This is a genomic window from Blastococcus sp. VKM Ac-2987 (assembly GCF_026967805.1).
Classification (GTDB): Bacteria; Actinomycetota; Actinomycetes; order Mycobacteriales; family Geodermatophilaceae; genus Blastococcus.
Window position 1 is genome coordinate 1690670 of the sequence record NZ_JAPVBG010000001.1, and the last position, 23547, is coordinate 1714216.

A 23547-nucleotide genomic window follows, 5' to 3' on the forward strand; every position below is an offset into this window, starting at 1 on the left:
GATCATCGGCATCCGGTCGCTCCCGGCGGCGTGTCGGCCAGCCAGATGCCGATGATCGACGGCGCGGGGTGCCATCAGCTCACAGGGAGCGGACGGTACCGATCAGGTGCTCGGTGCCGCTGGTCGCGTTGCGGACGGCAGCATCCCAGCCGCCGTCGGCCTGCGCCGTGGACAGGATGACCGTCGACGGCAGGAACAGCGGCTTGCGGAACCCGACGTCGACGGCGAACGCCTCCGGCAGCCGGTTGGCCACCGATGCCAGCACGCGGGCCTTCACCCACATGCCGTGCGCGATCGCCCGCTTGAAGCCGAACGCCTTGGCGGTCAGGCCGGACAGGTGGATCGGGTTCACGTCGCCGGAGACCGCGGCGTACCGCCGGCCGGCGTCCGCGGGGACCCGCCAGGTGGCAGCCGCCCGGTCGAGGTCTCCCACGACAACCGTCACATCGGAATCCGGTGCGCCTGCGGGCGCCGTCGCGCCGCGCGCCAGGTACGTGGAGCGGCCGCGCCAGACCTCCGCGCCGCCGGCCGACACCGAGGCGCACAGGTCCACGGTCGCCCCGCCGCGGTGGGTGGCGAACCGCTCGGCCCACACCTCGAGGTCGAGCACCTCGTCGGTGCGCACCGGGCGCAGCGCCTCGATCCGGTTGCGCACGTGGACCAACCCGGGCAGGGCCAGCGGGAAGGCGCGGTCGCTCATCAGCGCCAGCTGCAGCGGGAAGGTGAGCACGTGCGGGTAGGTCGCCGGCAGGGCGTCGGCGACCGGGAACCGGCAGACCCGGGCGTACGCGGCCAGATTCGCCGGGTCCACGGTCACGCCGGTGCGGGTCAGCCGGGTGTCGGGCAGGTCGCCGCCCCGGCCGCGCGCGGTGAGCGCGGCCCGGGCGAACAGCGCCGCCATGCTCGGCGGCTGCTCCGGCTCGGGAGCGGTCATCTCAGGCACCGAGCAGCGACTGGCCGCAGACCCGCACCGTCTGCCCGTTGACCCCGGCGCTGCCCGGCTGCGACAGCCAGGCGATCGTCTCGGCGACGTCGACCGGCAGCCCGCCCTGCTGCAGCGAGTTGATCCGCGACCCGATCTCCCGGGTGCCGAAGGGCATCTTCGCCGTCATCTCGGTGATGATGAACCCCGGCGCGACGGCGTTGATCGTGGCGCCGCGCTCGGCGAAGTGCGGCGCCCAGGCTCGCACCATCCCGATGACGCCGGCCTTGCTCGCCGCGTAGTTGGTCTGCCCGCGGTTGCCGGCGATGCCCGACTGCGAGCTGACGCAGACCACCCGCGCGTCCGGCTTGAGCGCACCGTCGGTGTCGAGCAGGGCCTGGGTGATGTCCAGCTGCGCCTGCAGGTTGACCGCCATGACGGTGTTCCACCGGGCGGCGTCCATGTTGACCAGCAGCTTGTCGCGGGTGATGCCGGCGTTGTGCACGACGACGTCGGCCCCGCCGTGCCGCTCGGTCAGGTGCTCCACCAGCCGCTGCGGCGCGTCCTCGGCGGTGATGTCGAGCTGCAGCGCCGTCCCGCCGATCTCGTTGGCCACCCGGGCCAGCTTGTCCCCGGCCGCCGGGATGTCGACGGCGACGACGTGCGCCCCGTCCCGGGCCATGACCTCGGCGATCGCGGCCCCGATGCCGCGCGCGGCCCCGGTGACGACGGCGACCTTGCCGGCCAGCGGCTTCGCGTCGTCCTCCCCCGTGGGCACGTCGGCCGCCGAGAGGGTGAGCAGCTGCCCGTCGACGTAGGCCGACCGGCCGGAGAGGAAGAACCGGAGCGGGCTGGCCAGCGACCCCTCGGCACCTTCGGGCACGTGGATCGCGTTCGCCGTCGACCCGGCGCGGAGCTCCTTCGCGATGGAGCGGACCAGTCCGTCCACCGCCTGCCGCGCCGCGGCCTGCGCCGGGGAGCCGGCGTCCGACGGCGGGTCGGCCAGGACCAGCACCCGCCCGGATGCGCGCAGCCGCTTGATCGCCGGCGCCAGGAAGTCGTGCGCGGCGGCCAGGTCGCCGGGTCCGGTCAGGCCGGTCGCGTCGAGGACGACGGCCCCCAGCTTCTCGCCGTCGGTGCCGCCGTCGGCGGTGACCGGGGACTGCACGGTCACCCCGGCGTCCCGGAGGACCGTCGTCACCGCGTCGCGCAGCCGGCCCGCGCCGGCCGAGCCGACCACCACCGGCCCGGGCAGCAGCGGCTCGCCGGGCTCGTAGCGGCGCAGCTCCACCGGGCGCGGCAGGCCCAGCTGCTCGGTGATCGTGGTGCCGACGCCGGAGTTGGCGAAGCTCGTGTACCAGTCAGCCACTGGAGATGTTCCTTCCACGGATGGGATGGGGCGTGCGCTCGGTGGCCGCGCCCGGGTCGACCCGGCGGCGGCTACCGGGTCAGGACTCGAGGATGGCGACGACGCCCTGACCGCCGGCGGCGCAGATCGAGATCAGGCCGCGCTTGCCCGGGCCCGCCTCGTGCAGCGTCTTCGCCAGCGAGGCGACGATCCGGCCGCCGGTCGCGGCGAACGGGTGCCCTGCGGCCAGCGACGAGCCGTGGACGTTGAGCTTCGCGCGGTCGATGGCGCCCAGCGGTGCGTCCAGGCCCAGCTTCTCCTTGCAGAACGCCGGGTCGTCCCAGGCCTTCATCGTCGCGAGCACCGTGGAGGCGAACGCCTCGTGGATCTCGTAGAAGTCGAAGTCCTGCAGCGAGAGGCCGTTGCGGGCCAGCAGCACCGGGACGGCGTAGACCGGCGCCATGAGCAGGCCCTCGCCGCCGTGCACGTAGTCCACGGCGGCGGTCTGCGCGTCGACCAGGTGCGCCAGCACCGGCAGCCCCTTCGCGGCGGCCCACTCGTCGGAGGCGAGCAGGACGGCGGAGGCGCCGTCGGTCAGCGGGGTGGAGTTGCCCGCCGTCATCGTGGCGCCGTCGCCCGTGCCGAAGACCGGCTTGAGCTTCGCCAGCTTCTCGACGCTGGAGTCGGGGCGCAGGTTGTTGTCCCGGGTCAGGCCGAGGAACGGCGTCACCAGGTCGTCGAAGAAGCCGCGGTCGTAGGCGGCGGCCATGTTCTGGTGCGAGCGGGCGGCGAGCTCGTCCTGCTCCTCACGGCCGATCTGCCACTCCTCCGCGGTGATCGCCGCGTGGTCGCCCATCGCGAGGCCGGTGCGGGGCTCGGCGTTGCGCGGCATGTCCGGCACCAGCTGCCCGGGGCGGATCCTCGCCAGCGCCTTGAGCCGGTCGCCCATGGTCTTGGCGCTGTTCAGCGAGATGAGCACCCGGCGCAGGTCGTCGCTGACGGCGAGCGGGGCGTCGGAGGTGGTGTCGACGCCGCCGGCGATGCCGGCCTCGATCTGCCCCAGGGCGATCTTGTTGGCGACGAGGACGGCCGCCTCCAGCCCGGTACCGCAGGCCTGCTGGACGTCGTAGGCCGGCGTGGTGGGCGCCAGCTTCGAGCCGAGCACCGCCTCGCGGGTCAGGTTGTAGTCACGCGCGTGCTTGAGGACGGCGCCGGCGACGACCTCGCCGACCGATTCGCCCTGCAGGCCGAACCGGGCGACCAGCCCGTCGAGCGTGGCGGTGAGCATGTCCTGGTTGGACGCCTGCGCGTAGGCGGAGTTGGACCGCGCGAACGGGATCCGGTTGCCGCCGACGATCGCGGCCTTGCGGGTGGCCGGGTTCTGGGTAGCCATCAGGACCTCCGAGCTCGGGTGGGACTGGCCGGTACCCACAGTACCCGGTACCGTGGGTTCCGTGAAACCCGAGGCGGTGCAGCTCCCGCAGCAGACGACGGTGACCGACCACCGGACGCCGGCGGAGCAGGTGGCACCCGACGGCGTCAGCGGCCAGCCGAAGCCGGCCCTCGAGCGGGCCGCCGCGCGCGACCGGCGGGACTCCCGCTGGGACGAGCACCGTCGCGCCCGCCGCGCCGCGCTGGTCGACGCAGCCGTCGTCGCCGTCGGCAAGCACGGCGCCGGCGTGGGGATGGACGAGATCGCGGCCGAGGCGGGGACGAGCAAGACCGTCGTCTACCGGCACTTCGCCGACCGCAGCGACCTGCACGTCGCCGTCTGCACCCGGGTGGCCGAGCAGCTGCTGCCCACGCTCCGGGCGGCGATGCGCAGCTCCGACCAGCCGCGGGACATGCTCGGCGCCGCCGTCGAGGCCTACCTGGCCTTCCTGGAGGCCGATCCCGAGCTCTACCGCTTCGTCGTCCACGGCCAGTCCGGCACGGCCGACACCGACGACCCGATCACCGGCCTGTCCGACCTCGTCGGCGACCAGGCGGCCGCCATCCTGGCCCCGGCGCTGGAGCAGGCCGGCCGCGACCCGGTCGCCGCCGCACCCTGGGGCCACGCCGTCGTCGGGCTGGTCCGCGCCGCCGCCGACTGGTGGCTGCGCGCCGGCCGCCCGATGCCGCGCCGCGACCTCGCCGCCCACCTCACCGATCTCGCCTGGGCCGGACTTTCCGGCGTCGTGACCACCGAACCCCGCAAGGAGGAACTGTGACGAGCACCCTGCCCACCACGGTCGACCCGGCCCGCCTCCAGGAGGCCCTCGACGGCCGCTGGGCGCACGTGCGCCGCGAGGCACGGGAGAAGCTGCACGACCCCGACATGCTGCCGGTCTACGGCGAGACGATGGCGCAGGCCCGGGAGCGGGTCACCCGCATGACGGCGAAGCTGGCGGAGTCCGGCCGCGTCACCCTCGGCTTCCCCAAGGAGTACGGCGGCGAGGCCGATGCCGGCGGCTCGGTCACCTCGATCGAGATGCTGGCCTTCACCGACCTGTCGCTCATGGTCAAGGCCGGCGTCCAGTGGGGGCTGTTCGGCGGCGCCGTCCAGCTGCTCGGCACCCACCGGCACCACGAGGCCTACCTGCGCGACATCATGAGCTTCGACCTGCCCGGCTGCTTCGCCATGACCGAGACCGGCCACGGCTCCGACGTCCAGCAGCTGCGCACGACGTGCACCTACGACCCCGCGACGCAGACCTTCGACCTGCACACCCCGCACGCGGCGGCGCGCAAGGACTACATCGGCAACGCGGCCGAGGACGGCCGGATGGCCGTCGTCTTCGCGCAGCTGGTCACCCGGGGCCAGAACCACGGCGTGCACGCCTGGCTGGTGCCGATCCGCGACGAGGACGGCGCGCCGATGCCCGGCGTCACGATCGGCGACGACGGCCCCAAGGCCGGGCTGCTCGGCGTCGACAACGGCCGTTTGGGCTTCGACCACGTGTCCGTGCCGCGCGACATGCTGCTGGACCGGTTCGGGCAGGTCGCCGAGGACGGCACGTACACCAGCTCGATCGAGAACGAGACCCGCCGCTTCTTCACCATGCTCGGCACCCTGGTGCGCGGCCGGGTGAGCGTCGGCGGCTCGGCGTCCTCGGCGACGAAGCTCGCGCTGGACATCGCCGTCCGGTACGGCGAGGTCCGCCGCCAGTTCGCCGCCCCCGGCGAGGAGCGCGAGGTCGTCATCAACGACTACCTGGTGCACCAGCGCAAGCTGCTGCCCGCCCTGGCGACCTCCTACGCGCTCGCCTTCGCGCAGGAGGAGCTGACCGGGACCATGCACGACATCCACACCGCCGTGCACGAGCACGGCCAGGACGTCGACGAGGTCGCCCAGCGGGAGCTGGAATCCCGCGCCGCCGGGCTGAAGGCGGCCCAGACCTGGCACGCCACCCGCACCATCCAGATGTGCCGCGAGGCGTGCGGCGGCGCCGGCTACCTGCAGGAGAACCGGCTGCCGCACCTCAAGGCCGACACCGACGTCTTCACCACCTTCGAGGGCGACAACACCGTCCTGCTGCAGCTGGTCGCGAAGGGCCTGCTCACCGGGTACCGCGACGCCTTCGGCTCGCTGGACGGCTGGGGCCGCGTCGGCTTCGTCGCCGACATGGTCCGCGAGACGGTGCTGGAGCGGACGGCGGCCCGCGCACTCCTCCAGCGGCTCGTCGACGCCGTCCCCGGCCGGGACGACGAGGTGCCGATGCTCGACCGCGGCTGGCAGGCCAAGATGCTCGAGTTCCGCGAGAAGCACGCGCTCGAGGGCGCCATCCGGCGGCTGCGGAAGAACTCCACCACCGACGGCATGGCCCCGTTCGACGTCTTCAACGACGTCCAGGACCACGTCCTGAAGACGGCGGAGGCGCACATCGACCGGGTCGTCCTGGAGGCGTTCGTCGAAGGCGTGGACCGCATCGCCGACCCCGCGGCGAAGAAGCTGCTGGACACCCTGTGCGACCTCTACGCGCTGTCGACCATCGAGGCCGACAAGGGCTGGTTCCTCGAGCACGGCCAGCTCTCGCCGGCGCGCGCCAAGACGCTGACGGCCACGGTGAACTCGCTGGTCAAGGAGCTGCGGCCGCACATGGTCACGCTGGTCGACGCCTTCGCCATCCCGGCCGACTGGAAGGCCGCGGCCATCCTGGACGAGGAGCCGGCCCGGCAGGAGGCCATGGCCGCCCGCGACGCCGAGCTGCGCGCGGCCACCGGCGCGGAAACCCCCGAGGGAACCGCGACCGACCTGGACGTCCCGCCCGGCCAGTGACGCGCCGCCCGCACCGGGTCAGCCCTCGGGCACCAGCCGGACGGCGAGGACGGCGACGTCGTCCTCGGCGTCGGGCAGGATCATCCGCGCGAGGACGCGGTCGCACACCTGGTCCAGCGGCAGCCCCTCGCACTCGCCGAGCACCTCGAGCAGCTGCTCGGTCCCGGCGTCGATGTCCCGGTCGCGCCGCTCCACCAGCCCGTCGGTGTAGAGCAGCACGGTCGACCCGGGGGCGAGGACGGCCACGTGGTCCTCCCGCACCGTCTCCGGCGCGACGCCGAGCAGCAGGTCGGCCTGCTTGCCGTCCAGCAGCAGCACGCTGCCGTCGGAGGCCAGCAGGGCCGGCGGCGGGTGCCCGGCGTTGGCCCAGCGCAGCCGCATCCGGCCGGCCTCGTCGCCGGGCTCCGGCTCGAGGTGGGCGACCAGGGCGGTGGCCATGGTGTCCAGCGCCAGGCCCTGGACGGCCCGGTCGAGCTCGCTGAGCACCTCGGCCGGTGAGCCGCCGCTGGAGTAGCTGATCCCGCGCAGCAGGCCGCGGACCTGGCCCATCGCCGCGGCCGCGCGGGTGTCGTGGCCGACGACGTCGCCGATGGCGAGCACCGTCGTCCCGCCGCGCTGCAGGAAGGCGTCGTACCAGTCGCCACCGATCTCGGCGCCCTCGGCGGCCGGCACGTAGCGGACGACGATCTCGCAGTGGTCCGGCTGCGGCGGCTCGGTGAGCATGCTGCGCTGCAGCACGTCGGCCAGGTCGCGCTGCTGGCCGTAGAGCCGCGCCTGGTGCAGCGCCAGACCGGCCCGGCGGCCGATCTCCACGGCGGTGTCCACCTCGGCCTCACCCAGCGGTCCGCGCTCCTCGCGGGTGAACAGGCCGAGGGCACCCAGCCCCTGCCCGCGTGCGAGGAGCGGGACGACGACGCCGGAGGAGGCGCCGAGGCGGGCGAAGAGCTCGCGCGCGGCGGGATCGGGCAGCGCCCGCTGCACCCGCTCCCAGTCGATCGCCGGCAGCACCACCGGGCGGCCGGTGGCCGTGACCCGCCGCGCCGCGGAGTCCTCGGTCATCACCGCGACCATCGAGCGGACGAACGCCTCGAGCTCCTCCCGCCGCGACGGGTCGCGGTGGCTGCTGGCCACCCCGTGCAGCCGGCCCTGCTCGTCGGTGACCACGATCCAGCACCAGTCGGCGAGCTCCGGGACGACCAGCTGCGCCAGCTGCCGGATCTGCTGGTCGATGTCCAGCGTGCCCGAGAGCACCCGGCCGGCGTCGGCGAGCAGCCGCAGCCGCTGGTTGGCCTGGGCCATCGCCGCCACCGCGTCGGCGCGTGCGGCGTCGGCCTGCAGCCGCGAGACGCTCAGCGCGATCTGGGCGGCGAGCGCCTCGAGCACCTCGACGTCGTCGCCGGCGAACTCGTGGTCGACGGTCCAGACGACGACGAACGCGCCCAGCACCCGCCCCTCGACCCGCAGCGGCAGCGCGGCCACCGAGCGCAGGCCCAGCAGGTCGGCGACCGGCGCGAGCGCGGGGAACCGGGTCACCGCATCGGCGTGGTCGCCGAGCAGCAGCCGGTGCCCGTGGCGGGCCACGTACTGGGCCGGCAGCGCGTCGTCCAGGGGCAGCTCGACGCCGTCGGCCAGGGCCACGTCGGGACGGCCGTCCCGGACGGCCGCCAGCAGATTGGCCGTCATGTGCAGGCGCAGCGAGCCGCCGGGTGAGTCGAAGATGGCCAGCCCGCTGGACTGCGCGCCGAGAACCTGGGCCCCGCGCAGCACCACGTCGGCGAGCTGGTCCAGGCGGGCGGCGTTGGCCAGCTCGGCCGCCACCTCGGCGATGGCCGCGGCGCGCTGGACGGCGGTGAGCCGCTGCTGCGCCTGCCCGCGGGCGTCGGTGGTGTCCAGCACCGTGCCGAGGACCCGGGCCGGCGCACCCGAGCTGTCGGTCACCACGCGGCCGCGGGCGAGCACCCAGCGGACGGCGCCGTCGGGCCGGTTCACCCGGAACTCGACGGTGTAGTCGCTGCGCTCCTCGATGGCGACCCGCATCGCCTCCTCGATGGCGGCGTGGTCGTCGGGGTGCACGTGCTCGGTCAGCACGACGTCCAGGGAGTCGAGGTCGACCGCGGCGTCCAGGCCGAACAACGCCGCGCACCGCTCGTCCCAGTGGATGGCCTCGGTGCGCAGGTCGCGCTCCCAGATGCCCACCGAGCCGGCCTCCAGGGCCACCTCCAGCCAGGCGGCGGAGGTGCCGACCGCCGATTGGGCGGCGGAGAGCTCCAGCTCGGCGACGACGGAGGCGGCCAGCTGCTCCAGGAGCTCGGCGGCGTCCCCGCTCCAGGCGCGCGGCGCGGAGTCGTAGACCGCCAGCGCCCCGACCACCTGGCCGGAGGCGGCCATGAGCGGGGCCCCCAGGTAGGACCCGACCTGGCCGGAGGTGACGGCGGGCAGGTCGGCGACCCGCTCCTCCTCGGCGGCGGCGGCGATGCTCAGCGGCCGGCCCTGGCGCACGGTGATCGCGGACAGGGCGCCGGTCAGCAGCGCCGGGCCGCCCACCACGCCGGCCGGCAGCCCGTACCCGCCGACGACGACGTCGTGGTCGGTGAAGAGGGTGACCTTGGCGTGCGCGGCCCCCAGCAGCCGGGCGGCGAGCCCCGACAGCCGGTCGAAGGCGGCCGGGCCGCGGACCTCCAGCAGCAGCCGCCGCGCCGCGGCGATCCGCAGCGGATCGGTCAGCGGGTCGTCGGCCGGCGAGCCCGCGGGGAGGGTGGGAGCAGACGTGGCCACGCACTCCTCCACCCGGCTCGCCGCACCCGGCCGGGCGCGCACCAGTGCACATGCTGGCACGCCCGGCCGCGCGGGACGGGATCGACGTCCCGCGGGATGCGGGTCGCGCGCCGCGGGCCCCCGTCGGGGTGAGCCCGCGCAGCCGGGATCAAGCTCCGCGGGCCCCGCGCCGATACCCCCTGCATGCTCGGCACGCGCACGGTGCGCCTCCCGGATTGCCGGCCACTGCTCGCCGACGCCGACGACCTGACCCTGGTCTTCCAGCCGATCGTGGACCTCGCGGCCGCGACGATCGTGGGCTACGAGGCCCTGGCCCGCTTCCCCGGCGCCGCCGGGCCCGACGTGTGGTTCGCCGCCGCTGCCGAGGCCGGCATCTCCGCCGAGCTCGAGGCGCTGGCCATCCACCGGGCCATGGCCGCCGTCGACGCGCTGCCGCCCGGCACGTTCCTGACCGTCAACGTCAGCCCCCACCTGCTCGGCGCCGACGTCGTCCAGGAGGCGCTGTCGGTCCGCGCCGACCTCCACCGCGTGGTCGTCGAGCTCACCGAGCACACCCAGGTGGACGACCTCGGGTGCCTGCGCCGGCAGACCGACGCGCTGCGCGAGCGCGGCGCGCTGATCGCCGTCGACGACGCCGGCAGCGGCTACTCCGGGCTCCAGCAGCTGGCCGCCGTCCGCCCTCAGCTGGTCAAGCTCGACCGGGCGCTGGTCGCCGACGTGGACAGCGACCCGGTCCGCATGGCGCTGGCCGAGATGATCGGGGAGTTCGCCGGCCGCATCGACGCCTGGCTGCTCGCCGAAGGCGTGGAGACCACGGCCGAGCTGGCCGCGTTCGCCCGGCTCGGCGTCCCGCTCGCCCAGGGATGGCTGCTCGGCCGCCCGGCCCCGGAGTTCCGGCCGCTCGACCCCGACGTCGCCCGGCTGGTGCGCACCCAGGTCGCCCGCGCCCGGCTGACCGAGAGCGTCGCCAGCCTGCTGCGCCCCGTGCGCCGGTACGAGGCCGGCGAGGACACCCACGCGGTCGCGCCCGCCGTGCTGGTCGGCCCGCACGGGGAACCGGCCGCCCTGCTGCTGAGCGACCCGCGGACGGGCGAGGTCTACACCTCCCCCGTCTCCCTGCGGGTGCACCCGTCGACCGGCATCGACGACACCCTCCGGCGGGCGCTCACCCGCCCCCCGGCACAGCGGTTCGACCCCGTCGTCTGCACCGACCCGACCGGCGACGTCCTCGGCCTGCTGCGGATCGAGGACCTCGCCACCGCGGCCCGCGCCGCGCGCTGACCTCCCCACGACGGTCACCCGATCGGGTGACCGGCCCTCGATCCGGCAAGGAGCGCCCCACCCGTGAAGACCTTCCACTGCGGCGACATCATCCCCGGCTGCGCCGCCTCGTTCACCGCTGCCGACGACGACGGGATCCTGGTGCAGACCCGCCGGCACGCGGTCGAGGCGCACGGGGCCGCCGAACCCGGCTCGGGCTCGGACGTGCTGGTCCTCCCGGAGATCCGGACCCGCTGAGCCCGGCGCCGGCGCGGGCATGCGCCCGGCCGGTCCCGCCCCCGGGCGCCTGACGCCCTCGCCGGCGCCGGCCGGCCCCGTCGCACGCCCGGGACTGCTGTGACCGACGTGTCACCTGCAGGCTTCCCGGCACCCCCCGCTGGCCAGACCGGCGGGCGGCATGACACCGTGCCCCCGGCCCGGCCTCCCGCGAGACCGGGCGCTCCTCGTGCCCCGCGCCACCCGCGCGAGCATCGGGGAACCCCGCCCGCGCTCCGCGCGTCAGGGGGAAGGAGCCGGCTGCGTGCCGAGATCACGGCACCCGCCACCGCCTACGGAAAGGTTGCACACATGAACAAGGCCGAACTGGTCTCCGCCATCGCCAAGCGCGCCGACGTCCCGGCCTCGACGGTCGACTCGGTCCTCGCCGGCCTGCAGGACGAGCTCGTCGACGCCATCACCCGCGGGGAGAAGGTCGCCGTCTCGGGCCTCCTCACCGTCGAGCGGACCCAGCGCTCCGCCCGCAGCGGCCGCAACCCGCAGACCGGCGAGACCATCGACATCCCCGCGGCCAACACCGTCAAGGTGACCGCCGGCTCGAACCTCAAGAAGGCCGCCAGCTCCGTCCCGGTCTGAGCGCAGGTCGGGTCCGCCGCCGGGCGGGCGCGCCGACCCCGTGTGTCCGGGCTCACAACGGCGTGAGTCAGGATGCCGGTCGAGGCGTCGCCCGGCGGCGGACGGCGCCCGGGACCCGGAGGTGTGCGTGAGCGACGAACTGCAGGTGGTCACCGACCCGGCCGAGGTGGGCATGGACCCCACCCGCCTGGGACGCATCGACGATCGGCTCGCCCGCTACGTGGAGGACGGCCAGCTGCCCGGCTTCCTGGTCACGGTCGCCCGCCACGGCGAGCTGGTGCACGTCGGGCGCTACGGCTCCCGCGACGTGGAGAACGGCCGCCCCGTCGAGCTGGACACCCGGTGGCGCATCTTCTCGATGACGAAGCCGGTCACCTCGGTCGCGGCGATGATGCTGTACGAGGAAGGCGCCTTCCAGCTCACCGACCCGATCGCGCGGTGGCTGCCGGAGTTCGCCGAGACCCGCGTGTACGTGGCCGGGTCGACGATGAAGCCGGTGACCAGCCCCCAGGTCGAGCCCATCCGGATCTGGCACCTGCTGACCCACATGTCCGGGCTCACCTACGGCTTCCACCACGCACACCCCGTCGACGCCATGTACCGCGCGATGGGCCACGAGTGGGGCACCCCGCCGGGCGCCGACTCCGCCGAGGTGTGCCGGCAGTGGGCCTCGGTGCCCCTGGTCTTCCAGCCGGGCAGCGAGTGGAACTACGGCGTCTCCACCGACGTGCTCGGCCGGCTGGTGGAGGTCGTCTCCGGGCAGCCGCTGGACGAGTTCTTCGAGTCTCGCATCTTCGCGCCGCTCGGCATGGCCGAGACGTCGTTCGGGCTGCGTCCCGAGGACGACCCCGACACCCTGGCCCGGCTCTACGCCGCCACCCCCGGGCAGCCCGGCGGCGCCGCCACCGGCTTCGCCCCGCTCGACGCCATGGGGCAGGCCGCGCTGCAGAAGCCCGCGTTCCTCTCCGGCGGCGGCGGACTGGTCTCCACCGCCGGGGACTACCTGCGCTTCATCGAGATGCTCCGCCGCGGCGGGACGTACGACGGCGGCCGGCTGCTCGGGCCGCGCACGCTGTCCCACATGGTCAGCAACCACATCCCGGGCGGGCAGGACCTGGAGACCTTCGGCCGGCCGCTGTTCGCCGAGACGCCGCTGCGCGGGGTGGGCTTCGGCCTCGGGTTCTCGATGATCATCGACCCGGCGCGCTACGGCGTCGTCTCCAGCGTCGGCGACTACAGCTGGGGCGGGGCGGCGTCGACGGCGTTCTACGTCGACCCGGTCGAGGACCTCACCGTCAGCTTCTACACGCAGCTGCTGCCCTCGAGCACGTTGCCGATCCGCAACTACCTGCGCCAGCTGGTCAACCAGTCCATCGTCGACTGATCCCCCGCAGGGCATAGGAGGCTTTGCCTACGGTTCCAGGGTGCGATCCGTAGGCAAAGCCTCCTATGCCTGGCTGGGGGCGCCGGCTACAGGTAGCGGCGGTAGACGACGGTGGCGACCATCGCCGGCTTGGTGCCGCCCTCGATCTCCATGGTGACGGCGAGGTTCATCTGCACGCCGCCCTCGAAGGGGGTGGCCGCCTCGAGCGTGGCCCCGGCCCGCACCTTCGCGCCCACCGGCACCGGCGAGGGGAAGCGCACCTTCTCCGTGCCGTAGTTGACGCCCATGCGGAACCCGGTGATCTCCACGATCTGCGGCATCAGGTCGGGCACCAGCGACAACGTCAGGTAGCCGTGCGCGATCGGCCCGCCGAACGGGCTCTCCTTCTTCGCCCGCTCCGGGTCCACGTGGATCCACTGGTGGTCACCGGTCGCGTCGGCGAACTGGTTCACCTGCTCCTGCGTGATCGTCACCCAGTCGCTGTAGCCCAGGTGCTGACCCACCAGGCCCTGGACCCCCTCGACGCCCTCGGCCGTCGTCTGCGCCATCTGCTCTGCCTCCTCGTGCACGGTCTGGTTGGCTGACTCCACCACACACCACCATGGGACGGGGAGCGGGTTGCTGCGACTGGGAGCCCTCGACGTGCCCGACGGACGGTTCGTCGTCATGGCGATCGTCAACCGGACCCCCGACTCGTTCTACGACCGCGGGGCCACCTACGAGCTGGCCGCCGCCGTCGAGCGGGTGGACCGGGTCGTCGCGGAGGGCGCGGACATGGTCGACGTCGGCGGGGTGAAGGCCGCCCCCGGCGAGGAGGTCTCCCCCGCCGAGGAGGTGCGCCGGACCGTCGACCTGGTGGCCGCGATCCGGGCCGCGCACCCGGCCCTGCCGATCTCGATCGACACCTGGCGGGCGGAGGTGGCCCGGGAGGTGCTCGCCGCGGGCGCTGACGTCGTCAACGACGCCTGGGGCGGGGTGGACCCATCGCTCGCCGCCGTCGCGGCCGCGGCCGGCGCCGGCATCGTCTGCACGCACGCCGGCGGGCTGCCGCCCCGCACCCGGCCGCACCGGGTGGCCTACGACGACGTCGTCGCCGACATCGTCGCCCGGACGACGGCGCTGGCCGAGGCGGCCGTCGCCGCGGGCGTGGACCGGGAGCGGGTGGTGATCGACCCGGGCCACGACTTCGGCAAGAACACCCGGCACTCGCTGGAGGCCACCCGGCGGCTGGGCGAGCTGACCGCCACCGGCTGGCCGGTCCTCGTGGCGCTGTCGAACAAGGACTTCGTCGGCGAGACGCTCGACGTCCCGCTCGAGCAGCGGCTCACCGGCACGCTGGCGGCGACGGCGGTGAGCGCCTGGCTGGGCGCCCGGGTGTTCCGGGTGCACGACGTCGCGCCCACCCGGCAGACGCTGGACATGGTCGCCTCGATCCAGGGCACCCGCCCGCCGGTGCGCACCGTCCGCGGCCTGGCCTGACCCCGTGATGATCTGGTGACCTGATCGTTCCGGGTCCTGGCTCACGGTCGACGGTGAGCCAGGACCCCAGGTGGTGAGCCAGGACCCCGGGCGGTGAGCCACGAGCGCGCGCGGTGAGCACGTCTCGTCGCGGGCCGGCCGGCGCCCCCCGCTACGTTCCTCCCCATGTCCGCCACCGGGTTCCTGACCGCCGACGAGCTCAACCGCCTGCTGCCGGGCACCTTCCCGGGCCTGCTGGGGATCGTCGTCGACAGCCACGAGCCCGGGACGTTGACCTCGCACCTCGACATCCGCCCGGAGCTGCTCGCACCCAACGGGTACCTGCACGCCGGCACCGTCGTCACGCTGGCCGACACCAGCTGCGGGCTGCCCACCCGGGCGCTGCTCCCCGAGGGGTCCAGCGGCTTCACCACGATCGAGCTGAAGAGCAACCACCTGAGCACCGCGCGCGAGGGGCGGATCGCCTGCACGGCGACCAACGTGCACGCCGGGCGGACGACGCAGGTCTGGGACGCCGTGGTCAGCAACGCGGACAGCGGCAAGACGATCGCGCTGTTCCGCTGCACGCAGTCGGTGCTGTGGCCCCGCTGATCGGGCGAACCGGCCGGTAACCCCCTTGTGAGCGGGAGCACCGGGAATGTGAGACTGGCGCCACACACCGTTCGAGGAGGAACACCTGTGGCTCTGGCCAGCCGTTATCCCGACGTCGAGATCCCGAACGTCTCCGTCCCCGAGTTCGTCCTGGCAGCAGGCCGGGAGAAGCCCGACGCACCGGCACTGATCGACGGCCTCAAGGGCGACGTCATCACGCACGGCCAGCTGGCCCAGTACGTCGACCGGGTCGCGGCGAACCTGCACGCCCGCGGGCTGCGCAAGGGCGACGTCGTCGCCGTCTTCTGCCCGAACACCCCCTGGTTCCCGGTGGTGTTCCACGGCATCGCGGCCGCCGGCTGCGTCATGAGCCCGATCAACTCGCTCTACACGCCCGACGAGATCGCCTTCCAGCTGAAGGACTCCGGCGCGAAGATCCTGATCACCATCGGGCTGTTCATGGACCGCGCCACCGCGGCCGTGGAGAAGACGCCGCTGGACGAGATCATCGTCCTGGACGGCGCCGAGGGGCACGCCAACCTGTTCGACCTGCTCGGCGCCGACGCGCCGTCGGTCCAGGTGGACATCGACCCGGCCAACGACCTGGTGACGCTCCCCTACTCCAGCGGCACCACGGGCCTGCCCAAGGGCGTCATGCTCACCCACCGCAACCTGGTGTCGAACGTGGCGCAGTGCCTGCCGCTGCTCAAGACCGGCTCCGACGAGCGGATCATCGCCGTGCTGCCGTTCTTCCACATCTACGGCCTCACCGTGCTGATGAACCAGGGCCTGGCGCTGGGCGGCGCCGTGGTGACCCTCCCCCGGTTCGACCTGGAGGACTTCCTCCGCACGATCCAGGACCAGAAGATCACCCGCGCCTTCGTGGCGCCGCCCATCCTCCTGGCCCTGGCCAAGCACCCGCTGGTCGACCAGTACGACCTCAGCTCGCTGAACTCCATCCTCTCCGGGGCCGCCCCCCTCGACGAGCAGCTCGCGCTGTCCGCCCAGGAGCGGCTGCGCAAGGGCGCCGACAGCGGCGTCGTGGTGGGCCAGGGGTACGGGATGACCGAGCTGTCCCCGGTCTCGCACACCACCCCCGACATCGACGCCCAGCCGCCGGGGGCCTCCATCGACGTGCCCAAGGGCTCGGTCGGCTTCGCCATCCCCAACACCGAGTGCCGGCTGATCGACCCGTCCACCGGCGAGGACGCCGCCGAGGGCGAGCGCGGCGAGCTGTGGGTGCGCGGGCCGCAGGTGATGAAGGGGTACCTCAACAACCCCGATGCCACGGCGGCGACCCTCGACCCCGACGGCTGGCTGCACACCGGTGACGTGGCCGTGGTCGACGAGAACGGCTGCTACACCGTGGTCGACCGGGTCAAGGAGCTGATCAAGTACAAGGGCTACCAGGTGGCCCCGGCCGAGCTCGAGGCCGTGCTGATCAACCACCCGGAGATCGCCGACGCCGCGGTCATCGGCGTGCCGGAGAAGGAGAGCGGCGAGGAGCTGCCGAAGGCGTTCGTCGTCCGCGCGCCCGGCTCGGAGCTGACCGAGGACGCCGTCAAGGCCTACATGGCCGAGAAGGTGGCCCCGCACAAGAAGATCCGGTTCGTCGAGTTCATCGAGCAGGTGCCGAAGTCGGCGGCCGGCAAGATCCTGCGCAAGGACCTCAAGAACCGCTGAGCACGGCCGACGGCGCCGCGTCCCTCCCCGGAGGGCGCGGCGCCGTCGCGCGTCTCGGTGGGCAGCTCCCCCGCGGGGCTCCCTAAGGTCGGGGGCATGCGCGCGGTGACGATCAGCGAACCCGGTGGCCCCGAGGTGCTCGGCTGGGGCGAGGTGCCCGATCCGGTCTGCGGCCCCGGCGAGGTGATCGTGGACGTCGCCGCCACCGCGGTGAACCGGGCCGACCTGCTGCAGCGGCAGGGCTTCTACGCGCCGCCGGCGGGCACCAGCGACATCCTGGGCCTGGAGTGCAGCGGCATCCTCAGCGAGATCGGCGAGGGCGTCACCGGCTGGTCGGTCGGCGACGAGGTGTGCGCACTGCTGGCCGGCGGCGGGTACGCCGAGCGGGTCGCCGTCCCCGCCGTCCAGGTGCTGCCCAAGCCCTCCGGCGTGGAGCTGGCCACCGCGGCCGCCCTCCCGGAGGTCGTCTGCACCGTCTGGTCGAACGTCTTCCAGCTGGCCGGCCTGCGCAAGGGCGACTCCTTCCTCGTCCACGGGGGCTCCAGCGGCATCGGCACCATGGCGATCCAGCTGGCGGCCCGCGCCGGCGCCCGCGTGCTCACCACCGCGGGCACCGCCGCGAAGCTCGACGTCTGCCGCGAGCTGGGCGCCGAGGTGGGGATCAACTACCGCGAGGAGGACTTCGTCGAGCGGGTGGCGGAGGCGACCGGCGGCCGGGGGGTCGACGTCGTCCTGGACAACATGGGCGCGAAGTACCTGGCCCGCAACGTGGCCGCCCTGGCCGACGGCGGCCGGCTGGTGATCATCGGCATGCAGGGTGGCGCCAGGGCGGAGCTCGACATCAACGCCCTGCTGCGCAAGCGCGGCTCGGTGCACGCCACCGCGCTGCGCTCCCGGCCGGCGACCGGACCCGGCGGCAAGGCCGACATCGTCGCTGCGGTGCGGCACGACGTGTGGCCCGACGTCGAGCGCGGCGTCGTCCGGCCGATCGTGGACCGGCGGCTGCCCATGTCCCGGGCCGCCGAGGCGCACCGGGTGGTCGAGGCCAGCGAGCACGTCGGCAAGGTGCTGCTGCTTCCCGGCGACTGAGCGCGGACCGCGGCGCTCAGCGGGGGCGCAGGCCGGCGACGGCGTCGATGATCCGGCCGACCTCGTCGGCGGTGTTGTAGTGCATGAGGCCCAGGCGCACCGCTCCCCCGGTCTCGTTCACGCCGAGGGCGTCGAAGAGCTCGCGGGCGTAGAAGTCGCCGTCCCAGGCGCAGATCCCGGCCCGGGCCAGCTCGGCGGCCACCTGCCGCGGGCGCATGTGCGCGACGGTGAACGACAGGGTCGGGGTGCAGCGCTCGGGCGCACCGAGCACCTGCACGTGCCGCATCGCCCGCAGCGCCTGGTCCAGCCAGCCGAACAGGTCGCCCTCGTGCCGGGCCACGGCGGCCATCGACGCGCGCAGCCGGTCCCGCCGGGTGCTGCCACCCTCGCCGCAGAGGCCGGCCAGGTGGTCGACCGCGGCGGCGACGCCGGCGTACAGCTCGAACGGGGGCGTGCCCGTCTCGAACCGCTCGGGCACCCGGTCCGACGAGGGCAGCAGCTTCTCCGGCCGCAGCTGCTCCAGCAGCTCCGGATCGGCCACCACCGCGCCGACGTGCGGCCCGCACCACTTGTGGGCCGAGACGGCCACGAAGTCCGCCCCCATCGCCGCCTGGTCGAGGAAGACGTGCGGCGCCGCGTGGGCGGCGTCGACGTACACGAGCGCGCCGGCCGCCTGCGCCTGTGCGGCGATGCCGGCGACGTCGGGCCGGGTGCCCAGCGCGTTGCTGGCGGCCGTCACGGCGACCAGGCGGGTGCGCCGGTTCAGCAGCTCGGCGTACTGCCACGCCGGCAGCTCGCCGGTCTCGATGTCCACCTCCGCCCATCGCACCTGCACCCCGGCCGTCGCGGCCAGCTGCAGCCACGGCCGGATGTTGGCGTCGTGGTCGAGCCGGCTGAGCACGATCTCGTCGCCGGGGCGCCAGGTGCGGGCCAGGGCGCGGGCCAGCCCGTACGTCAGCGCGGTCGTGCTCGACCCGAGCACGACCCCGCCGGGCCGGCCGCCCACGAGGTCGGCCACCGCCGCACGGGCCCCGGCGACGAGCGCCTCGGCCCGGCCGGAGGCGGGGAAGACCCCGCCCCGGTCCGCGACGGGCATGCGCATCGCCGAGCCGACCGCGTGGGCGACGTTCTCGGGAACCAGCGAGCCGGCCGGCCCGTCGGCGTGCACGTAGCCGTCGGAGAGCGCCGGGAACAGCCCGCGCACCCGCGCGACGTCCAGCCGGCCCGCCCCCGAAGACATGCGCCGCACCCTAGTTCGTGGTGGGCCCGTGCCCTCCGCCGTCCCGGAGCCGCGACCGGCTCGCCCGGCCGCCCGGTCCGCTGTCCCCGGCACGGGGCAGGATGGAGGGCATGACGGCAGCGGAGAACGGCAGCGAACGTCCCCAGCAGGTGGTCGTGGTCGGGCCCGACGGGCGCCCGGTCGGCACCATGCCCGTACCCCAGGGAGCCGACGACGACGGCGACGGCGGCCTGAACCCCGGGGAGCTGGTGGAACAGCCCGCGAAGGTCATGCGGATCGGCACGATGATCAAGCAGCTGCTGGAGGAGGTCCGCGCCGCTCCCCTGGACGACGCCAGCCGCAACCGGCTGCGGGACATCCACGCCTCCTCGATCCGGGAGCTGGAGCAGGGCCTGGCCCCCGAGCTGCGCGAGGAGCTGGCCCGCATCACGCTGCCCTTCAACGAGGGCGAGACGCCGTCGGACGCCGAGCTGCGCATCGCGCAGGCCCAGCTGGTCGGCTGGCTCGAGGGCGTCTTCCACGGCATCCAGACCGCGGTGTTCGCCCAGCAGATGGCCGCGCGGGCCCAGCTCGAGGAGCTGCGCCGCAAGGCGCTGCCCGGCGGGCAGGCGCCGGGCCAGCAGCACGACTTCCGCCCGGGCGGCGGCCAGTACCTCTGACGGGGGAGCACCGTCACCCGGTCGGGTGCTCCCCGCGGCGGGCGGGGTTCACCGACCGTGACGGTGCCCACCAGTGGCTCCGACACCGGACGGTCCGGTGCTGACCGCTGGAGGACCCATGACTTCTGGAACGTCGACCGCACCCGGTACCCGCAGCGGGCAGAACGGGCTGGCGATCGCCTCGCTGGTGACCGGCATCGCGGGCATCGTCTTCGCGCTGCTGTTCGCGATCGTCGGCCTCGCGCTGGGCGTCGTGGCCGTCGGGCTCGGCGCCGCGGCCCGCCGCGGCGGCGGCCGTACCGGGCAGGCGACCGCGGGCCTGGTCACGGGCGCCGTGGCGATCGTCGTGGCGATCGTCAACATCGTGATCGCCTACAACATCCTGACCTGACCGACCGCACGACGACGGCGCCGTCCCCCTGGTGGGAGGACGGCGCCGTCGTCGTCGTGGGCCCCGGGCGGTCCCGGGCGTCCGGCTCACATGCGGAAGCGGCCGACCGCCTCCTGCAGCTCGCCGCTCATGCGGGCCAGCTCGCCGGCCGCCCGCTGGGCGTCCTCGACCCGCTGGTTGGTCTCCTGGGTGCCGGCGGCCAGCCCGGAGATCGCCGCGGCGATGCCCTGCGTGCCGCTGGCGGCCTCGGCCACGTTGCGGTTCATCTCGTTCGTGGTCGCGGTCTGCTCCTCGACCGCCGCGGCGATGGTCGCCTGGAAGTCGTTGATCTCGCCGATGACCTGGCTGATCCGGCCGATCGCGTCCACCGCGCCGGCGGTGTCGGCCTGGATGGCCTCGACCCGCTTGGAGATGTCCTCGGTCGCCCGGGCGGTCTCCTGCGCCAGCTCCTTGACCTCGCTGGCGACGACGGCGAAGCCCTTGCCGGCCTCCCCGGCGCGGGCGGCCTCGATGGTGGCGTTGAGCGCCAGCAGGTTGGTCTGCTCGGCGATGCCGTTGATCAGCTTGATCACGGTGGCGATCTCCTGCGAGGAGTCACCGAGCTTGCCGACCGTCTTCGTCGTGTTCTCCGCGACCGACACGGCCTGGCCGGCCACGCGGGCCGCCTCGGTGGCGTTGTGCGCGATCTCCCGGATGGCCGACTCCATCTGCGCGGACCCGGTGGCCACCGTGTCCACGCTGGAGGCGACCGCACCGGCCGAGGCGACGACGTCGTCCGCCTGGCCCGCGGCGGTCTGCGCGTTGTGCCGCATGCCCTCGGCCGCACCGCTGAGCTGCTGCGAGGCGGCCGCCAGGCGGGTGGAGGAGTCGTTGACGAGCAGCAGCACGTTGCCGATCGCGTCCAGGGTGCGGTCCAGCGACTCGGCCATCTCGCCCAGCTCGGCGCCACCGGTGCGGCCGGCGCGGACGGTCAGGTCACCGGCGGCGACCTGACCGAGGACCTCGCGGATCCGCTGCACCGGGCCGGTCACGCCCCGGGCCACCACGAGGGCGAGGACCACGGAGATGGCCAGCCCGGCCACGATGATCGCCAGGGTGAGGGTGCGGGCGGTCTCGTAGGCGTCCTTCGCCTCGGTCGCCGTCGCGCGCGCGGCTGCCGCCGCGGCCTCGGTCGCCTCGACCAGCGACTCCGCGATGACGATCTCGTTCTCGTTCATCGTCCGGAGCAGCGCCGGCATGCCGGCGGGGTTCGTGGCGCTCGTCGCCTGCAGCTGCCCGAGGGCCGCCAGGTAGTTCTGGGTCGCCGTCGCGAACGACTCGTACGCCGCCCGGGACGCCGGGTCCAGCGGCATCTCCCCGACCGCGGCGATGTCCGCGGCGAGGGCCTCGCTCGCGTCGACCGTGCCCCGCTGCGCCTTGGCGATCGTCTCGGGCGGCAGCGTGGGGATGGCGGCCCGCGCGACGTTGGTCGACAGCCGCCACCAGTCGGACTCCAGCTCCTGCAGCCCCTCGAGCGGCACGGCCCCCTTGTCGTACACCAGCTGGGCCTGGTCGCTGAGCGTCGACATCCGCTGGATGCCGAAGGCGCCCACGCCGACGGTGGTCAGCGCCACCACGAGGATCGAACCCAGCAGGCGGCCGCGCAGACCGATGGCGGACAGCCCGCGACGGGGCTCCTGGTCGTCCGACGTCGTCATCGACGCGGATGCGGGGTCCTGCACGTGCTCCATGCCAGCTCGCTCCCTCGGGTTGATCGGTCGACGCCGGGCGTCACCGTTCTCATCGGCACGAGGTGCACGAGATCCAGCCGAGTCCTCCCGGGGGAGCGCCGCGCGACGGCCGGGCGGACCGGCAGCGCCGTCTGCCTACAGGGAGTTCAGGAACCGGGCGACGCCGTCGTCGTCGTTGGTGCCCGTGACGTCGGTGGCGACGGCGAGCAGGTCGGGGTGGGCGTGCGCCATGGCGACCGCGCGTCCGCCGCCGTCGCGCACCCACTCGAAGGCGGCGATGTCGTTGGGCATGTCGCCGAAGACCACGATCTCGCCGGGGCCGACGCCGTGCCGCTCGGCGACCGTCGCCAGGCCCGACGCCTTGGTCACCCCCGTCGCGGAGATCTCCGCCAGGGCGTCGGTCGAGGAGTGCGTGACCGTGGCCCGGCCGCCGATGACCTCCTGCACCAGCTCCACGAACTCGTCCCGCGGCAGCGTCTCGTGCCGGGCCAGCAGCTTCGCCACCGGCTGCAGCACCATCTCCTCCAGCGTCGCCTCCGCGACCCCGGGCGCGTCGACGTCCCAGCGCGGCTGGTAGATGGGCTCGTGACGGAACTCCAGCCCGTACTCGACCGCGAACCAGGTGTCCGGCTGCCGCCGGCGCAGCTCGTCCGTGACCGACCGGAGGACGTCGGGGTGCACCGGCTCCTCGGAGAGGATCTCGAAGCTCTCCAGGTCCAGGAGGACGGCGCCGTTGCAGCACACCGCCGTCCCGTACCCGAGCACCTCGCGGATGCGGTGCATCCAGCGCGGCGGGCGGCCGGTGGCCAGGACGACCGGGACGCCGTCTGCCCGCCAGCGCCCCAGCTCGGCGACCGTCGCCTCGCTGACGGTGTCGTCCCGGCGCAGCAGCGTGCCGTCCATGTCGCTGGCGATCAGGCGGGGCTTCCAGTCAGACATCGCGCATCCGGTCAGACACCGAGGACCTCTTCCAGGTAGCGGGCGACGCCGTCGGCGCGGTGGCCGCTGGTCAGCCCGGTGGCGACGGCGCGCACGGCGGGGTGTGCGTTGGCGACCGCGACGGCCCGGCCGCCCGCCGCGGCGACGGCGGTCAGCATCGGCAGGTCGTTGGGCATGTCGCCGAAGACCAGCACGTCGCCGAAGCCGACCCCGTGCCGCTCCAGCGCGATCGCCAGGCCGGTGGCCTTGGTGATGCCGGGCGGCAGGACCTCGATGAAGCCGAGGCCGGCGTGGGTGAGCTCGGCGTCGGCCGGATCGACGACGGACCGGGCGAGCGCCAGCAGCTCGTCCTGGCCGATGGTGGGCGAGCGCAGGAAGACCTTGAGCACGGCCTCGGCCGGCAGCACGTCGTCCTTGGCCAGCAGCTGGGCGTCCTCGGGGTAGGGCCAGTCGAAGCCGTGCTGCACCCGCAGCGCGCCGCGCGCCTCGCGCTGCTGGGCGGCGTCCTCGACGGCCACCACGAGCTCGCCGGTCACCGCCTCGATCCGCTCGATCACGTTCTGGGCCTGGGCCCGCGGCAGGGCGACGGTGCGCAGCACCTCGTCCCGCTCCAGGTCGACGACGAACCCGCCCTGGGCGAGGACGGCGACGCCGCGCCCGTCGAGGGCGGCGCGCACGCTCTCCAGCAGCCGCGGGCCGCGCCCGGTGACGCCGACCACCGGGATGCCGGCGTCCCAGCACGCCGCGAGCGCCGCGCGGGTGCGGGGGCTCACCTCGCCCGTGGCGTCGAGCAGCGTGCCGTCGAGGTCGCTGGCCACGAGCTTGGGCCGCCACGACCCGAGGTCGCCCAGCTCGACGACCTGGTCGGCGCCGGGGAGGACGCCGTAGGCCTGCAGGGCCTTCGGCGGGTGCGCGCTCATGCCGAC

At 74.3% G+C, this 23547-nt stretch carries 21 protein-coding genes; 12 read left to right on the plus strand and 9 right to left on the minus strand.

The genetic code is table 11. From position 1 onward, the window contains the following. Positions 1-79: 79 nt before the first annotated feature. The 3 genes from O2W17_RS08330 to O2W17_RS08340 all read right to left on the minus strand — a co-directional run bounded on the left by O2W17_RS08330 (position 80) and on the right by O2W17_RS08340 (position 3663). Positions 80-934, minus strand: coding sequence for a MaoC family dehydratase (locus tag O2W17_RS08330; protein WP_269191930.1), 855 nt, complete (start codon positions 932-934; stop codon positions 80-82). Position 935: 1 nt separating this feature from the next. Then, positions 936-2291 carry a 3-oxoacyl-ACP reductase gene (locus O2W17_RS08335; RefSeq protein WP_269191931.1) on the minus strand — a complete coding sequence of 452 codons (1356 nt, stop codon included), beginning with the start codon at positions 2289-2291 and terminating at the stop codon, positions 936-938. Positions 2292-2370: 79 nt separating this feature from the next. Further along, positions 2371-3663, minus strand: a complete 1293-nt coding sequence (locus O2W17_RS08340) for an acetyl-CoA C-acetyltransferase (RefSeq protein ID WP_269191932.1) — start codon at positions 3661-3663, stop codon at positions 2371-2373. Positions 3664-3724: 61 nt separating this feature from the next. On the opposite strand from O2W17_RS08340, the gene O2W17_RS08345 reads away from it, so the two are divergent. Together O2W17_RS08345 and O2W17_RS08350 are read left to right on the plus strand one after the other, a co-directional pair. Beyond that, positions 3725-4480, plus strand: coding sequence for a TetR/AcrR family transcriptional regulator (locus tag O2W17_RS08345; protein WP_269191933.1), 756 nt, complete (start codon positions 3725-3727; stop codon positions 4478-4480). Then, complete coding sequence (locus O2W17_RS08350) at positions 4477-6528, plus strand: acyl-CoA dehydrogenase family protein (protein WP_269191934.1); 2052 nt, start codon at positions 4477-4479, stop codon at positions 6526-6528. Before O2W17_RS08345 ends, O2W17_RS08350 begins: the two co-directional genes overlap by 4 nt. Positions 6529-6546: 18 nt before the next feature. Here the strand turns inward: O2W17_RS08350 and O2W17_RS08355 are convergent, their stop codons facing one another. Continuing rightward, positions 6547-9303, minus strand: coding sequence for a SpoIIE family protein phosphatase (locus O2W17_RS08355; protein WP_269191935.1), 2757 nt, complete (start codon positions 9301-9303; stop codon positions 6547-6549). A 183-nt stretch (positions 9304-9486) separates the two neighbouring features. On the opposite strand from O2W17_RS08355, the gene O2W17_RS08360 reads away from it, so the two are divergent. From O2W17_RS08360 to O2W17_RS08375, 4 genes are all read left to right on the plus strand, one after another. After that, positions 9487-10584: an EAL domain-containing protein gene (locus tag O2W17_RS08360; protein ID WP_269191936.1), complete on the plus strand. Its 1098-nt coding sequence runs from the start codon at positions 9487-9489 to the stop codon at positions 10582-10584. Positions 10585-10647: 63 nt separating this feature from the next. Further along, positions 10648-10821 carry a DUF1059 domain-containing protein gene (locus tag O2W17_RS08365; RefSeq protein WP_269191937.1) on the plus strand — a complete coding sequence of 58 codons (174 nt, stop codon included), beginning with the start codon at positions 10648-10650 and terminating at the stop codon, positions 10819-10821. A 330-nt stretch (positions 10822-11151) separates the two neighbouring features. Continuing rightward, on the plus strand, positions 11152-11436 hold the full coding sequence (locus O2W17_RS08370; protein WP_269191938.1) for an HU family DNA-binding protein: 285 nt from the start codon (positions 11152-11154) through the stop codon (positions 11434-11436). A 127-nt stretch (positions 11437-11563) separates the two neighbouring features. After that, the gene (locus O2W17_RS08375; RefSeq protein ID WP_269191939.1) at positions 11564-12820 is read left to right on the plus strand and encodes a serine hydrolase domain-containing protein; all 1257 of its coding nucleotides are present in this window, start codon (positions 11564-11566) and stop codon (positions 12818-12820) included. A gap of 86 nt (positions 12821-12906) precedes the next feature. Here the strand turns inward: O2W17_RS08375 and O2W17_RS08380 are convergent, their stop codons facing one another. Further along, entirely contained in the window at positions 12907-13410 is a 504-nt protein-coding gene (locus O2W17_RS08380; protein ID WP_442864529.1) for a MaoC family dehydratase, read from the minus strand. 52 nt (positions 13411-13462) lie between these two features. Between O2W17_RS08380 and folP the strand changes: the two genes are divergently transcribed. The 4 genes from folP (at position 13463) to O2W17_RS08400 (ending at position 17662) form a co-directional block, all read left to right on the plus strand. Beyond that, the gene (gene folP, locus O2W17_RS08385) at positions 13463-14299 is read left to right on the plus strand and encodes a dihydropteroate synthase (protein WP_269191940.1); all 837 of its coding nucleotides are present in this window, start codon (positions 13463-13465) and stop codon (positions 14297-14299) included. Between the two features lie 165 nt (positions 14300-14464). Next, positions 14465-14890 (plus strand): PaaI family thioesterase, encoded by a 426-nt coding sequence (locus tag O2W17_RS08390; RefSeq protein WP_269191941.1) that lies wholly within the window; start codon positions 14465-14467, stop codon positions 14888-14890. Positions 14891-14977: 87 nt separating this feature from the next. Continuing rightward, complete coding sequence (locus tag O2W17_RS08395; RefSeq protein WP_269191942.1) at positions 14978-16573, plus strand: 4-coumarate--CoA ligase family protein; 1596 nt, start codon at positions 14978-14980, stop codon at positions 16571-16573. Between the two features lie 96 nt (positions 16574-16669). Continuing rightward, a complete protein-coding gene (locus tag O2W17_RS08400) occupies positions 16670-17662 on the plus strand; it encodes an NAD(P)H-quinone oxidoreductase (protein WP_269191943.1) in 993 nt (330 codons plus the stop codon). A gap of 16 nt (positions 17663-17678) precedes the next feature. Here O2W17_RS08400 and O2W17_RS08405 read toward each other — a convergent pair whose 3' ends face one another. Further along, positions 17679-18902 carry a cysteine desulfurase-like protein gene (locus O2W17_RS08405; protein WP_269191944.1) on the minus strand — a complete coding sequence of 408 codons (1224 nt, stop codon included), beginning with the start codon at positions 18900-18902 and terminating at the stop codon, positions 17679-17681. A gap of 110 nt (positions 18903-19012) precedes the next feature. Between O2W17_RS08405 and O2W17_RS08410 the strand changes: the two genes are divergently transcribed. Both O2W17_RS08410 and O2W17_RS08415 read left to right on the plus strand, forming a co-directional pair. Continuing rightward, on the plus strand, positions 19013-19561 hold the full coding sequence (locus O2W17_RS08410) for a bacterial proteasome activator family protein (RefSeq protein WP_331254276.1): 549 nt from the start codon (positions 19013-19015) through the stop codon (positions 19559-19561). Positions 19562-19679: 118 nt separating this feature from the next. Further along, a complete protein-coding gene (locus tag O2W17_RS08415) occupies positions 19680-19952 on the plus strand; it encodes a hypothetical protein (RefSeq protein WP_269191945.1) in 273 nt (90 codons plus the stop codon). Positions 19953-20038: 86 nt separating this feature from the next. On the opposite strand, the gene O2W17_RS08420 is transcribed toward O2W17_RS08415, so the two are convergent. The 3 genes from O2W17_RS08420 to O2W17_RS08430 all read right to left on the minus strand — a co-directional run bounded on the left by O2W17_RS08420 (position 20039) and on the right by O2W17_RS08430 (position 23541). Continuing rightward, on the minus strand, positions 20039-21682 hold the full coding sequence (locus O2W17_RS08420; protein ID WP_269191946.1) for a methyl-accepting chemotaxis protein: 1644 nt from the start codon (positions 21680-21682) through the stop codon (positions 20039-20041). A 135-nt stretch (positions 21683-21817) separates the two neighbouring features. Further along, on the minus strand, positions 21818-22621 hold the full coding sequence (locus tag O2W17_RS08425; protein WP_269191947.1) for an HAD family hydrolase: 804 nt from the start codon (positions 22619-22621) through the stop codon (positions 21818-21820). Between the two features lie 11 nt (positions 22622-22632). Then, on the minus strand, positions 22633-23541 hold the full coding sequence (locus O2W17_RS08430) for an HAD family hydrolase (protein WP_269191948.1): 909 nt from the start codon (positions 23539-23541) through the stop codon (positions 22633-22635). Between the last annotated feature and the right edge of the window lie 6 nt (positions 23542-23547).

Bases quoted from the DNA above. Each gene is read 5' to 3' on its own strand.
- O2W17_RS08330 (WP_269191930.1), bottom strand. From the start codon at position 934: ATGACCGCTCCCGAGCCGGAGCAGCCGCCGAGCATGGCGGCGCTGTTC.
- O2W17_RS08340 (WP_269191932.1), bottom strand. From the start codon at position 3,663: ATGGCTACCCAGAACCCGGCCACCCGCAAGGCCGCGATCGTCGGCGGC.
- O2W17_RS08360 (WP_269191936.1), top strand. From the start codon at position 9,487: ATGCTCGGCACGCGCACGGTGCGCCTCCCGGATTGCCGGCCACTGCTC.
- O2W17_RS08370 (WP_269191938.1), top strand. From the start codon at position 11,152: ATGAACAAGGCCGAACTGGTCTCCGCCATCGCCAAGCGCGCCGACGTC.
- O2W17_RS08390 (WP_269191941.1), top strand. From the start codon at position 14,465: ATGTCCGCCACCGGGTTCCTGACCGCCGACGAGCTCAACCGCCTGCTG.
- O2W17_RS08400 (WP_269191943.1), top strand. From the start codon at position 16,670: ATGCGCGCGGTGACGATCAGCGAACCCGGTGGCCCCGAGGTGCTCGGC.
- O2W17_RS08405 (WP_269191944.1), bottom strand. From the start codon at position 18,902: ATGTCTTCGGGGGCGGGCCGGCTGGACGTCGCGCGGGTGCGCGGGCTG.
- O2W17_RS08410 (WP_331254276.1), top strand. From the start codon at position 19,013: ATGACGGCAGCGGAGAACGGCAGCGAACGTCCCCAGCAGGTGGTCGTG.
- O2W17_RS08415 (WP_269191945.1), top strand. From the start codon at position 19,680: ATGACTTCTGGAACGTCGACCGCACCCGGTACCCGCAGCGGGCAGAAC.
- O2W17_RS08420 (WP_269191946.1), bottom strand. From the start codon at position 21,682: ATGGAGCACGTGCAGGACCCCGCATCCGCGTCGATGACGACGTCGGAC.
- O2W17_RS08425 (WP_269191947.1), bottom strand. From the start codon at position 22,621: ATGTCTGACTGGAAGCCCCGCCTGATCGCCAGCGACATGGACGGCACG.
- O2W17_RS08430 (WP_269191948.1), bottom strand. From the start codon at position 23,541: ATGAGCGCGCACCCGCCGAAGGCCCTGCAGGCCTACGGCGTCCTCCCC.